The sequence below is a fragment of the Sphaerisporangium melleum genome (assembly GCF_014646695.1).
GTDB lineage: Bacteria > Actinomycetota > Actinomycetes > Streptosporangiales > Streptosporangiaceae > Sphaerisporangium > Sphaerisporangium melleum.
Map to the genome: position 1 here is coordinate 36,539 of NZ_BMNT01000052.1, position 13,354 is coordinate 49,892.

Sequence of the window (13,354 nt, forward strand, 5' to 3'; positions counted from 1 at the left end):
GTGTGCGCGGCCAGGCTGGTCGGCATCGGCGAGACCATCCCGTTCCCGGCCCTGCGGCCTCTGATCAACGACCTCGCTCCCGAAGCACTACGGGGCCGGTACAACGCCGCGACGTCCCTCGCCTTCACCACCGCCGCGCCGGCCGGGCTGCAGCTCCCGCACGGTCTGGTCGCCCAGCCGACCACCGGATCGATCGCCATCTCCGGCCTGGCCGCGGTCCTCCGGCTGCCGGCGTCGGCGAAGCGGATGGCGCGGACACTCCGCCGGTGAACGCCGTGAGCGCGTCAGTGCCCGCCTGAGTCACGGCGGCGCCACGGCATGTGCGCATGCCACTCCGGCGATTCCGGTAGCGAACGCACGGTCCGTCACGTTCGAGGGCCTCGCCCGCCGTGCCGTGGGCCGCGGTCGTCACAAACGGCTCATCACCGATGTGCGGATTTTCGCACCTTCCTCTCCCCCTGCCGTCGGCTCCCGTCGGACAATCAGGAGGCGTCTCCGACCGGCCCCGCCGACGCGGCCGGCTCCGTACAACGCACCCGATTGTCCAGCGAAAGGAGAAAGCCGCGGTGGCGACGGCTGAGATGGTGCCGAGACGATGGTCCTTAGTGGGACGTGACACGGAACTGAAGGCGTTCGAGGCCGCCCTCGACGAAACCGGTTACCACGGTTTCCTGATCTTCGGAGAGCCCGGCGTCGGCAAAACAAGGCTGGCGGAGGAATGCCTGGCCGTCGCCGCCCAGCGGGGACACGCCGTCGCTCGCGCGGTCGCGACCTGCGCGGCGGCCGAGATCCCCCTCGGTGCGATAGCCCACCTGCTACCGGACGGCGTGGACCTGTCGGATCCCGTCGCGGGTTTCGCAACGGCGGTCCGGCTCATGTCACGGGCCTACAGCGCAACGGCCAACCTCGTCCTGCTCATCGATGACCTGCACCTGCTCGACACCGCCTCCGCCCTGCTGCTGCGCCAGCTCATGGAGACCGGCGCCGTCTTCCTGATGGGCACGGTGCGCTCGGACGCCTCGTCCGAAGAGAGCGTCGCGACGCTCGGGCGGGGCGATGCCGTCCACCACGCCGACCTCGCGCCGTTGACCTGGCGGCAGGTGCACGAGTTGCTCCAGCACGGCCTGGCCGGGCACGTCCACCGCGAGACCGTCGACCGATTACACGCCGCGAGCGGCGGCAATCCGCTCTATCTGCGAGAGCTGGTACGCGGCGCGCTGGCCGAAGGCCGGCTGACGAACGACGGGGAGATCTGGCAGCTGGCCACCACCGAGTTCCTTCCGGTCACCCGCCGCCTCACCGACCTGATCCGCCGCCGGCTCGCGACGGTGGCGCCGTGCAGCCGCCGCCTCCTCGACCTCCTCGCGCTGTGCGGCTCGGTGTCCGTGGCCGACCTGGAAAGCAACCCCGGCACCGACGTCCTGGACGAGCTGGAGCGAGCCGAACTCGTCACCGTCGTACGGGAGGGACGGCGCACGTACGCCCGCCTGGCCCACCCTCTGTACGCGGAGGTGCTGCCCGCCGGCATCCCCGAGGGGCGGCGCCGCGAGATGCTGCGCGAGCTCGCGGACCGGCTGGAACAGACCGGTGCTCGACGCCGGGAGGACGCCATGCGCCTGGCCTCCTACCGGCTCGCCGGCACCGGCACCGCCGACCCTGCCCTCCTCCTGCAGGCCGCCCAGCTCGCCGCGTACGGCGACGACCATGCCCGCGTGCTCGACTTCCTCCAGGCGATCCCCGAGAACGCGCGCACCTTCCCGGCGCTGCTCCTGCTCGGCCGCACGCTGTCGGAACTGGGGCGGCCGCAGGAGGCCGAGGCCATGCTGTGCCGGGCCGACAGGTGGGCCACCACGGAGAGCCGCGCGCTCGCGGTGGCGCTGGCGCGCACCCGCAATCTCATCTGGGCCCGCGGCGTGACCCGCGAGGAGGCCGTCGCCACGAACGACGCGGCGCGCGACCGCGTCACGAGCGCCGCCGGACGGTGGGCGCTGCGCGTGAACGAAGCCAACATGCTCTCCAGCCTGGGCCACCACAGCGAGAGCATCGACCTGCTCGACGGCATGCCTGACGGGGAGCCGCCGGCCGGTGACATCGCGGGCGTGGCGACGTGGACGGCCGCCGCCGCGACGAGGGCCAGTGCGCTCTCCTTTCTCGCCCGCAGCGAGGAAGCGGTGCACTGGGCCGAACGCGCCGTGACCCTGTGCGTGGAGGCGAGGGCGGCGGGCAGAGGCCACGCCCCGCAGGAGGCGGCCGCGCTGTCCGCCCTGGTCCTGGCCCTGACCGAGAGCGGACGCCTGGAGGAGGCACGCGTCACCGCGGAGCGCGCCTACACCGACCCAGGTGCGGCGCCCACCGGGTGGCAGCGTACGCTCCTGGTCTTCCCGCTCGCCCGCAACGCCTTGATGGCCGGCCGTCCCGCCTCGGCGCGCCGGTGGTATGCGGAGATCGTGCGCGACACCCGCCCCCAGGCGGTGATCCTCCGTCCGCTCGCCCTCGCCGGGCTCGCCGCGGCCGCTGCCCTGCAGGGTGACGTACGCGCGGCGAAGGCCGCCCTCGCCGAGCACGCCGGCATGGCGGCGCCGGTGCACGTACCCGAGGAGCGGCTCGGCGAGGCGTGGACGCACGTGGCGCTGGGAGACCAGGAGGCGGCCAGGACGGTGCTCAGGGCGGCTGCCGCCGAGGCCCGCGAGCGAGAGCAGTTCTCCTCCGAGACCATGCTCCTGACGGATCTCGCGCGGCTCGGCGTCGCGGCGGAGGTGGCCGGCCGTCTCGCGGAACTCGCGCGGACCGCGGGGCCCTTCACCGCCGCGCGAGCACGGCTGGCGGCCGCGCTGGCCGCTGGTGACCGGGACGGCCTGACGGCAGTGGCCGCGGACTTCGACCGGATGGGGGCGAACCTGCTCGCGGCGGAGGCGGCGAGCGCGGCAGCCGAGCTGTGGCGCCGTTCCGGCAACCCCCGGCAGGCCACCGCCGCCGCCGCGCGGGCGGCCGCCGGCGCGGCTCTGTGCGAAGGCGCGTGCACGCCCATGCTCCAGGCGGCCGACGCGGCCGTACCGCTCACGGCCAGGGAACGGGAGATCGCGGCCCTGGCCGCCGAGGGGATGTTCAGCAAGGACATCGCGGCCAAGCTGACGATCTCCGTCAGGACCGTGGACAACCACCTGCAGCGCGTCTACGCGAAGCTCGGCGTCACGAACCGCCGCGAACTGACCGGCCGGCTCGGCCACAAGCCAGACTGACCCCGGAGGGGCTCCCGGTGCGCTCACCACCCGATAGCCCGGGAGCATCCCCCGGATGACCAGGAACGACCAGGCGGACATCGTCGACCCCAGAAGATCCACGACACGAGCACCGCCGGATGGTCTCCGTTCAGGAAATGCCTATCCTCCGTCGGCGACGGAGGTAGGGTGTTCTCCGAACGGCGAAGGGGGCTGACCAGGTGGGGTCAAAAGTGCGGCCGCAGAAGGAGGCTGAAGTCCTAGCGGCCGGGATGGCTGTGCTACGAGATCGATTGCCGATCGGATGGGGTATCCAGTCGCTCAGCCGCAGCGCTCGCGCCGCCCGTTTCGACGCGCTCTGGGAAGTGACAGCACCAGACGGGACCTCGGTCGTGCTAGTGGTAGAGGTCAAACGCCTAGTGGAAAGGCGTGATGTCGCCACACTGGTCGAGCAACTCGGCGACCACTCGGAAGCCATTGCAGGTAGTGGTGGGGTCGTGGTGTCCAGGTACCTGTCACCGCCGGTACGTGAGCGACTCTCCGGTGCCGGCCTGTCCTACATAGACGTGACAGGCAACGTACGCGTGAGCGTACCTCGGCCCGGGTTGTATATCGCGGACCGAGGGGCCGACCACGACCCCTGGCGCGGTCCTGGAAGACCGCGCGGAACGTTGAAGGGCGCTCCCGCGGCCAAGGTCGTGCGTGCGCTGCTAGATCACGACAGATCCTGGGCGATTCGCGAGTTGGTCGAAATCGCCGGCGTTTCCACCGGGTCGGCATATCGAGTGATCGAGTTCCTTGAGACCGAAGATCTCGCGACGCGGATCAGTTCGGGCGCAGTCGTCGTACCTGACTGGGTTGCGCTGCTGAGGCGGTGGAGCGAGGACTACGGGTTCGTCCGGAATAGTCGTATAACCCGCTGGATATCCCCGAGAGGGCTGACAAGCCTCGCGCAGAAGGCGGCGGAGAGTGCGGTTCAATACGCCGTAACCGGAACCCTGGCTGCGGCCACATGGGCCCCCTATGCCCCCGCCCGCTCTGCCATGATCTATACATCGGACGCCGAGCGATCAGCGCAGCTCTGGGACCTCCGCCCTGCCGATGCCGGAGCGAATGTGATGTTGGCCGAGCCCGAAGTCGACGTCGTCTTCACGCGCACGCTCGCCGACACCTCCGGTCTCGTCATAGCAGCGCCATCCCAGGTCGCCGTCGATCTGATGACAGGTCCTGGACGCAGTCCCGCAGAAGCCGAAGAACTCATCGAATGGATGACTCGAAATGAATCGTCCTGGCGTAGATAGGGGCGACATCCTCGTCCGCTCCCGCTTCGCGCTCCTTGATGCGCTGAGCGCTTTGGACGCCCATCGCGACGCTGTGATCGTGATCGGTGCGCAGGCCGTCTACCTGCGCACCATGCGCAGCCCTGTAGCACTGGCCGAGACGACCAAGGACAGCGATCTCGCGCTCGATCCGAGGGTGCTGGAAGATGAACCCCTTCTGGAGCGATCCATGAGCCGCGCGGGGTTCTACCGCGACCCCGCCGACGGACAACCTGGCGCATGGCTGAACGCCGAAGGCATCCCTGTCGATCTGATGGTGCCCGAAGCTCTCGCAGGCCCAGGTACGAAGAACACACGAGGAGCTCGAATTCCCCCACACGATCGACGTGCTACCCGACGTGCCAGAGGTCTCGAAGCTGCCGTCATCGACAATTCGGTCATGGACGTCGCGGCACTTGACCCCGACGACGACCGTGCATATCGAGTCAGGGTCGCAGGACCCGCAGCATTGCTGGTGGCAAAGCTCCACAAGATCTCTGAACGTCACATATCCGCTCCACATCGGTTGAACGACAAGGACGCCCATGACATATACCGCATCCTGATCGACGCCGACACCTCCGAACTCGCCGCCGTCTTCAACGTCCTACAGCGCGACTCCATCAGCAGCGAAACCACTAGCGAGGCCATTGAGCACCTGGCCAAGCTGTTCGCACAGGGACCCGATGCTCTCGGGGCGAGGATGGCGGGACGGGCGGAAGAGGGCATCGGCGAACCTGAGACCGTCGCCTTGGCGACCTCTCTCCTCGCCGCCGACCTCGTGCAGGCCCTGCAGCACGATTGAGCAGTCGGAGTGCGTTCATAAGGAGCCCAGCCCACATTCGCGCGGATAGGGCAGCGGTACGTCACAGGTGCCGGCCGAGTAGGTTCCAGTTCTGGCAGAACCAGAGGAGGGTGAGCAGTCCCGCGAGGACGACCACCTGATGGACGCGGGCCAGGACGCCCGCGTGCCGCCAGGCCCGCACGGTGGTGGCGAGCGCGGCGACGGTGAGTGCGAGCACCAGCAACGGCAGCACCAGGAGGAGCTGAACGTTGGCCGGCACGCCGTACAGGATGCTCGTGTCGCCCGCCAGGACCAGCGTGAACAGCACCACGAACACCAGTCCGACCGCGGCGGCGAGCCCGGTCAGGACACGTCCGGCGCGCCAGACCCGCGGAACGGGACGCTTCTTGGCCCGGCGGACCACGGCGGCCACCGGCAGGCCGAGCACGGCGGTCAGGGCGGTGACGGCGAACAGCGAGACGATGACGACGTTGACCGGCGGGGTGTCCCACCAGGGGACGCGTTGGTAGGCGGGGCCGTCCGTGGCCACGTACGCGGCACCACTCCCGCCGGTCACCAGCGCCAGCCGCTGCGTGCCGCCGTCCTGCTGGTACAGCCCGGGCCCCAGCGGGCTCCACGTCCTGCCCCCGAAGGTGAGCTTCCCGTCCTCCACTCGCAGCCGGGTGGAGCCGGTCAGGGCGACCACCCTCTCGATGCTGGTCTCGGCGGACCGGGTGGGCTTGTAGAAGCCCTCGACAGGCCTGACGGAAGCACCGCCGCCCGGCACGCCACGCTTTCCGGGCAGGAAGCGGTCGAAGAAGGCAGGGATGATCTTGGTTAAGGCGTCGGCCCCGCCCAGACCGTTCGTGGAGACGAACAGGCCGAGGGCGGCGTCGGGCACCAGCAGCAACGCGCTCTGGAAGCCCTCCCAGCCGCCGTCGTGCATGATCACGCGATGCCCGTTGAGCGTCAGCTCCTTGAACCCGTGGGCGTACCCGTCGATGCGCGGATCGGCCGCGAACGTCCGCCGGTGCATGAGCCGGGCCGTCGGCTCGTCGAGGATGCGCTGGTCGCCGAAGCGTCCGTCCCGCAGATGGGCGATCATGAAGTGGGCCATGTCGTTCGCGGTGGCGCTGATCGACCCGTCGGGGGCGAGGTTGTCGAAGACGAACGGCTTGCGCCGATACGCCCCGTCCTCGTAGTCGTAGCTGCGCGCCAGGTCCGCGGCCAAGGAGGCGGGCACGGGCTCGGCGGCCGTACTGTGCCGCATCGCGAGCGGGTCGAGGATGTGGTCACGCACGTACTCGTCATACGGCTGCCCGCTCACCCGCGACACGATGTATCCGGCCAGCGCCGCCCCATGGTTCGAGTACGCCGACACCTCGCCGGGCGGGCGCACCCGCGCGGGCATGGTGTCGGCGAGCTGGTCGGCCAAGGGCGGCACGTCGTCCTTGCTCCGCGACCCCACGCCGATCGTGCGGTCCTCGAACCCGGCCGTGTGGTCCATCAGGTCCAGCAGCGTGATCGGCCGGGGGAAGGTCGCGGGGATCCGGAACGCGGTGAGGTAGCGGTTCACGTCCGCCTTCAGGTCCAGCCTGCCCTGCTGAACCTGCTGCATCACCGCGGTCCAGGTGAACAGCTTGGTGATCGAGGCGATCCGCACCATCGAGGTGTCCGGGTCGAAGGGCCTGCGGTTCTCGACGTCCGCCAGTCCGTACCCCTTGCTGAAGAGCGTCCTTCCACCGCCCACCACCGAGACGACCGCGCCCGGCACGTGGTCGGCCGCCATCCCGTCCGCCATCGCGGCGTCGAAGAAGTCCGCCAGAGCACGTTCGTCCGGCATGTCGGTGGCCGCCGCGGCGGGACGCGGCACGAGGATCATCAGCGCCGCGCACACCGCGACGAGCAGCGAACGGAAGACGTACACGGGACGGCTCCTGACCTTGTCGGGGCCATCCACGATGCGGCCGGCGAGGGTGCCGCCACATCGCCATCGCGGCCATAGGCGTCTGCGACGAAAGTCGGGGATCACCCGGCATACGGCATCGACCCTGGTATGAGGTGTCGCGCCACAGCCCTGGCTACGCTGGACCGATGCTGTCGTACCGCGCGGCGCTACGGCGGGTGGCCGCGCTCGGGCCACACGCGACCAGCGCGGCGTCCGTGGCGCTCTGCCTCTTCCTCACCGTCCTGGCGGTCAAGACGCCGTGGGCCCCGCTGCCGCGACCTGTCATCGCCGCCGCCGGGCTGGCAGGCACAGGTGCGGTGTGGTTCCGGAGCCGGTGGCCGGTCGTGGTGGCCGTCGCCGGCGCGGGCGCGTACGTGCTGTCGGGCAATCCGGGGCCGCTGCTGATCAGCCTGTTCTCCGGCGCGGGCACGCGTTTCCTGGCGCTGGCGGCGATCGGCATGGCGGGGTTCCTGGCCCAGCAGTGGGTGGACGGCGGCCGGCCGGGCACGGACGCGCTGATCTCGGCGGCGACCGCCACCGGGATCACGCTGGCGGCCGGGGCGTACGTCGCCACCCGCCGCGAGCTGACCCGATCGCTGCGCGAGCGCGCCGAACGCGCCGAGACCGAGCTGCGTCTGCGCAACGAGCAGGCGCGGTCCGCCGAGCGCGGCCGGATCGCCCGGGAGATGCACGACGTGCTCGCGCACAAGGTGACGCTCATCTCGCTGCACGCCGGCGGCCTGGAGGTGAACGCGAACGCAGGGCCCGAGCGCGTCGAGCGGGAAGCGGCGCTGATCAGGGTCAGTGCGCAGGAGGCGCTCGAAGAACTGCGCAAGATCCTTGGCGTGCTGCGCGCCGAGCCCGACGATGACGACGGCTTTCCCGACCTGCGGCGGCTGGTGGACTCCTGGGTATCGGCCGGCGGGCCCGTCACCCTGCACGGCGATATCGGCACGTGGCCCCCGGAAACGGCCAGGGCCGCGCATCGCCTCGTCCAGGAGGGCCTGACCAATGCGCACAAGCACGCCCGCGGAGCCCCGGTCACGGTCACGGCGACCGGGAGCAGGGAGGACGGCGTCACGATCGCGGTCACCAACGGACGATCGTCCCAGCCGAGTCTGGAGACCGGCGCCGGAGTCGGCCTGGTGGGCCTGGCGGAGCGATTCCGGCTGATCGGCGGAACGGTGCGCGGCGGGCCGGACGATGCGGGAGGCTGGCGTCTTGAGGGCCGGCTGCCGTGGCACGCCGCGGACGCACCCCCGAGGGAATCACATGATCAGGACACTGCTGGTTGACGACGAGTCGCTGATCCGCGCGGGGCTGCGGTTCATCATCGAGTCCGCACCCGACGTGGAGGTCGTAGGCGAGGCCGAGGACGGCGGTCAGGCCGTCGAAGCGGTCCGCCGCCTGGGGCCCGACGTCGTCCTGATGGACGTCAGGATGCCCCGGTACGACGGCCTGGCCGCCACCGGCCCCATCCGCCGGCTCGCCCGGCCACCCGCGGTGATCATCCTCACCACGTTCGACAGCGACGAGCACGTCTTCACCGCCCTGGAGGCGGGAGCCTGCGGGTTCCTGCTCAAGGACACCTCACCGCACGACCTGATCCGGGCGATCCGTCTCGCGCACGGCGGCGACTCGATGCTGTCCCCGCGGGTCACCCGGCGGCTGATCCACCGGCTCACCACCGACCAGCCCATCCGGCGCCGCCGTGACGCGCTCGCCCGGCTGGAGTCCCTGACCGTCCGCGAGCGCGAGGTGCTCACCGAAGTCGGGCTCGGCCACTCCAACACCGAGATCGCAGCCCGCCTGCACATGAGCGAGGCCACCGTCAAAAGCCACATCTCCCACCTGTTCGACAAGCTCGCCGTCACGAACCGCGTACAAGTGGCCATCGCCGCCTACCGCGCCGGCCTGGTCGACTGACCCAGCCCCTGGGCGGCCGGCCTGGCGTCGACGGTGGTCAGGGCGATAGGACAGGACGGGCCCCAGCCGAGCCGCCGGCGGTCCGGTCATGCCCGACCGGCGGAACCGCGCTGATGCCAGTGCGGTGCAAGCGGTGCCGCATGTCGAGGACGCCATGGTCGCGCCAGAGCCAGGTGAGCAGCGCGGGGCGATTCGGCTCACACCCGGTGCCAGCGGGCCTCCGCGAAGCAGTAGACGGCGAACAGTAGCAAGCCGATGGCGATCACCACGAGCAGCCATGGACCGGCCGGGGTGTCGGCAAGCGACTTGAGCGCGCCGTCGATGCCGACCGCCTTGTCAGGGTCGTACGTGAGGGCCGCCTGGCCGATCAGAACGCCGGCGGCGAGAGCGATGACGCCACGGGCGACATAGCCGACCTTGCCGATGTACACCACGAGACCGTGGGCGAGCGGCTCGGCCACGTGCATGTCCCGCATGAACTTCCCGGTCCACCCCTCGTGAACCCAGGACACGCCGAAGCCGATCAAGACGAGCGCTATCAGGGCGACCAGGAACTGCCCACCGGGCAGGTCGAACAACGCCTTGGCGGCATCCTGCGACTGGCTGTCGGTCGAGGACGCGGCCTTGTTCTGGGTGAGCAGGGCCACCATCGAGAACACCAGCGCAGCGTAGACGGCGGCCTTGGCCACGGACTCGACGCGGTAATGAACCTCGGGCCGGCCCCAGATGGCCTCCGAGATGTGCCAGATCGTCAACGCGGCCAGGCCCACGGCCATGACCCACAGCAGGGTGTCACCGAAGGGCGCGTCGCGCACGATATGGATCGCGCTGCTCTTGTCGGCCTCCCCACCTCTGCCGAAGGCGACCTGGAGCGCGATCAGCCCGATGATCGCGTAAAGGACGCCGCGGGCGGCGAATCCGACCTTGGCGAGCTTCCCCAGGACGGGGTGGCGGGCCACTCGCCGGGCCGCACCCTCCAGCCGCCGGCCGGCCTGATTCGCGGTCGTCATCGCGGTTCCTCTCCGATGGCAGGTCAGCCTGGCAGCTGACCCGAACCGGGTCGGTCAAACGTGCGATGTTCGTACCCACTTCCCGCTATATGAACATTTCCAGGTCAATGGCACCGCCTCGCGCTCTCGGCCGATGTCCGACCAGCGTCGAGAGACGGCCTCCTCCCGCTGAGTCGACGCGACGCCGTCCCCTCGGCGCAGCGGCGGTCCCGAGACAGGCGCGAACGCCTGCTACACGGCGAACCACCGGCCGGAGTGGTGGTCCCGGTCGGTTTCCACGACCAGGCGCACGTGATCCACCACTCCAAGCGCCCCGTCCGGGTGCCGCCCGCCAGGTACGCCGCGTCGGGTCTCACACTGACGAATACCGCCACACCGAAGCACTTCTTATAAAGATTCTCATTCACGGTGATATGCGTTCACCATGATCACTGGATCGGGCGCGTCATCCGCCGGATAACCGCCATGACCGTTTCGAGGCGGCCGTTGGGTGAACGGCCGTCCGCAGGAGCGATATCCGAACCCACAAAGATGCGGCCGGTCCTTCGTTGACACCCCTGCGGCAGCCGTCACAATGACGGTGTCGTCGCGAGTGGCGCCCTCTCGACGTGGACCATGTTCCGTGGTTCCGGACCGAGAAGTGGGAGTTCACATGCGCTCAGCATTGTCGCGCGCGTTGATGGCGGCGGTCATCGCCATCGCAGCGGTGCTCGTTCCTGCGGGGCCCGCGTCCGCGGGGGTGTGGCAGCTCACCGACGGGTTCGAGCCATCGACCAATCCGGCGTCCAGATGGACGTTCACCGTGAACGGAGGCTGCGGCGGACCGTCGTTCGGCGGCCCGTCGAGCACGCCGCGTACCGGCAGTGGCTGGGCCAGCATGATGGCCTACACGAAGGGCGACTGGTGCGCGCTCGGGCGGAACATCCACCTCACACCGGTGACCGTCCACCCGGGCGCACGATGCACCGCCGGCGTCTGGACGGAGCTGTGGGGAGAATGGGCCTCGTTCAACCTGGAAGTGATCGACCCCGACACCTGGACCTACATCGCACTTAAGTCGATCACCCAGGACTGGATCCACGGCTGGGAACTCCAGACGGTGAGCTGGACGGCGCAACGCGCCGACGTCGTGCTGCGGTTCGCCGTGGGGCAGCGGGAGCCGTACTGGCACGCCGCCCAGGTCGATCTCGACGACGTCGTGGTGCAGTGCGCCTACTGATCGACAGGACCATCCGCCCCGCCCGGCGCCTCTGAGTGCGGCATCAGCACCGGGGTGCCCGGGCCACAGGATGACGACAGCCGACCCAGGGCGCTTGTCCGGAATCGCGCTGGCGAACGCGGGCACAACCCCGTCGCCGCTCTGCACACGATCCCGCCTCTCACCAGCGCAGCTGTGCACCGTGTGTGAGGCCGCTCCCGGATCGGGCATCGTGACCGTGGTGCGCCATGAAGGCTTCCCTGCTGTGAGGACACATGGAAGACGGCGGGGCTGTCCGCAAGACGAACGGCGACAGCAGGGTGCGTTCCCATAGACCCGGATCGCTTCAGTGTCAGCGATCAGGCTATTGAGCCAGGTCACGACGTGTGCGTGTCGCCTGGGTTCGGTCATCCGCGCCCATGATCCTTCTGTTGATCCCTTCAGCGGGGTTCCGGAGGATGGCGGGCGCGGAGGTCGGTCCTCGTGATCGACATTGCCAAAGGTGGCGCGGGCGGGACGAGTGCGGAAGACTGCCCCGATGGCTGCTGAGTACGCCCAGAGTGACCAGTTCCGTGGTGCCCGCATCCACCTGTGCAATCTTGCCGGTCTGGAGATCCGCGATTGCGAGGTCAGCGGTCTGAAGATCGTCGACTGCTATGGGCGCGACGTCTACCTCGGTGGCGACTTCGAGCGTCTCGTCGTCAACGACGTCGACGTGACCGCCTACGTCGAGGCCGAGCTCGACCGGCGGCACCCTACGCGGGTGCTGGCGCGTGACGCCGCGTCCCCCGACGACTATCGGGCTGCTTGGGATGCCATCGAGACGATGTGGGCGGCGACACTCGACCGCGCCAGGCTGTTGCCCGAGGCCAGGCTGCACGAGCAGGTCAACGGCGAGTGGTCGTTGATCGAGACCCAACGGCATCTGCTGTTCGCCGGCGATGCCTGGCTCGGCAATGCCGTGCTGGAGGAGGAAGCGCCGTACCACCCGCTGGGCTTCCCGCACGGCGGGATGCCGCCCGACGCGACGACGAAGCTCGGTCTCACCCTCGAAGCCGCCCCGACGCTCGACGAAGTGCTCGCGCCGCGGCTCGCTCGCATGGCCACGATGCGGCGTGTCGTCGACGGGCTCACCGAGGCCGCGCTCGATCGGGTATGCGCTCGCAAACCGGCGAACCCATATCCCGACCAGGAGTACGTCGTGCGCCGCTGCCTCAAGGTCGTGCTGAAGGAAGAGGCCGAGCATCACCGTTATGCGGTGCGTGACCTCACCGTGCTCGAGGCCGGTGCCTGAACCGGCGCCGACCCGACCGGACCGGAAATGACCTCAGCCGCGACTTAAGACGCTGGTGTGAAGGCGCGGCTCCGCACCTGGTGCCTGCGCCACGGCGGCGCCCCGTCAGATCTGATCACCCTCGGGGGATATCCCTCCGGTCAGGCCGCGCTCCCGACGGCGACGGCGCGTGCCTCCCCGTCGGGACCGGCCGCCTGGACCACACGCCCGGCGGGGAGGACACCCGTACCACCGATCCGGTAGCGACGAACTGCGTAGGCCGTTCTTCAAGCTGATCCCGGTGGGCGGCCCACCCGCTAGAGAAGTCACTCTGAGCCCTGGCCCCTCAGGTCGGCAGCCTCACACCCGAGGCCGACGAAGTTCTCACGAGATCACGCCTCGCCGGTGGTGAGACCTACAGGGCAGGCAACTCCGGTGCCACCGATGCCGCAGTAGCCGTTGATGGAGGCACTATAGGAGTGGTTGTAGCTTCTCGTCCTCAGATGCGTCACGACCTACGATGCCTCGACTTGAGGTAGTCGTTCACCCACTTCTTGCTGCTACGCCACATGCCATCGTCCCCCTTGACCGCACGGAGTCGTCCCCTGGCAGCGGCCACGCGTAGTGCGTTTTCGGTGACGTCTCGCGTGGTGAGAGCAGGCAGGGGGACAAGCTTGA

General features: G+C 69.6%; 10 protein-coding genes. 8 read left to right on the forward strand and 2 right to left on the reverse strand.

What is annotated here, in order from left to right; all coding sequences use genetic code 11:
* From IEY93_RS33180 to IEY93_RS33195, 4 genes are all read left to right on the forward strand, one after another.
* Positions 1–270: a hypothetical protein gene (locus IEY93_RS33180; RefSeq protein ID WP_189167129.1), complete on the forward strand. Its 270-nt coding sequence runs from the start codon at positions 1–3 to the stop codon at positions 268–270.
* A 335-nt stretch (positions 271–605) separates the two neighbouring features.
* Positions 606–3,239, forward strand: coding sequence for a helix-turn-helix transcriptional regulator (locus IEY93_RS33185; RefSeq protein ID WP_203968211.1), 2,634 nt, complete (start codon positions 606–608; stop codon positions 3,237–3,239).
* A gap of 212 nt (positions 3,240–3,451) precedes the next feature.
* Positions 3,452–4,519, forward strand: a complete 1,068-nt coding sequence (locus IEY93_RS33190) for a hypothetical protein (RefSeq protein ID WP_229691680.1) — start codon at positions 3,452–3,454, stop codon at positions 4,517–4,519.
* Positions 4,497–5,342 carry a hypothetical protein gene (locus tag IEY93_RS33195; RefSeq protein WP_189167130.1) on the forward strand — a complete coding sequence of 282 codons (846 nt, stop codon included), beginning with the start codon at positions 4,497–4,499 and terminating at the stop codon, positions 5,340–5,342. The genes IEY93_RS33190 and IEY93_RS33195 overlap by 23 nt, the downstream gene beginning before the upstream one ends.
* A 61-nt stretch (positions 5,343–5,403) precedes the next feature.
* On the opposite strand, the gene IEY93_RS33200 is transcribed toward IEY93_RS33195, so the two are convergent.
* Entirely contained in the window at positions 5,404–7,248 is a 1,845-nt protein-coding gene (locus IEY93_RS33200; protein WP_189167131.1) for a serine hydrolase domain-containing protein, read from the reverse strand.
* 167 nt (positions 7,249–7,415) lie between these two features.
* Here IEY93_RS33200 and IEY93_RS33205 point away from each other — a divergent pair, with 167 nt between their 5' ends.
* Together IEY93_RS33205 and IEY93_RS33210 are read left to right on the forward strand one after the other, a co-directional pair.
* Complete coding sequence (locus IEY93_RS33205) at positions 7,416–8,564, forward strand: sensor histidine kinase (protein ID WP_189167132.1); 1,149 nt, start codon at positions 7,416–7,418, stop codon at positions 8,562–8,564.
* Positions 8,542–9,195 carry a response regulator transcription factor gene (locus tag IEY93_RS33210; RefSeq protein ID WP_189167133.1) on the forward strand — a complete coding sequence of 218 codons (654 nt, stop codon included), beginning with the start codon at positions 8,542–8,544 and terminating at the stop codon, positions 9,193–9,195. Before IEY93_RS33205 ends, IEY93_RS33210 begins: the two co-directional genes overlap by 23 nt.
* Positions 9,196–9,392: 197 nt before the next feature.
* Here the strand turns inward: IEY93_RS33210 and IEY93_RS33215 are convergent, their stop codons facing one another.
* The gene (locus tag IEY93_RS33215; protein WP_189167134.1) at positions 9,393–10,205 is read right to left on the reverse strand and encodes a DUF1206 domain-containing protein; all 813 of its coding nucleotides are present in this window, start codon (positions 10,203–10,205) and stop codon (positions 9,393–9,395) included.
* A 652-nt stretch (positions 10,206–10,857) separates the two neighbouring features.
* On the opposite strand from IEY93_RS33215, the gene IEY93_RS33220 reads away from it, so the two are divergent.
* Complete coding sequence (locus IEY93_RS33220) at positions 10,858–11,424, forward strand: hypothetical protein (RefSeq protein WP_189167135.1); 567 nt, start codon at positions 10,858–10,860, stop codon at positions 11,422–11,424.
* Positions 11,425–11,941: 517 nt separating this feature from the next.
* Positions 11,942–12,697: a DinB family protein gene (locus IEY93_RS33225; protein ID WP_189167136.1), complete on the forward strand. Its 756-nt coding sequence runs from the start codon at positions 11,942–11,944 to the stop codon at positions 12,695–12,697.
* Positions 12,698–13,354: the final 657 nt, after the last annotated feature.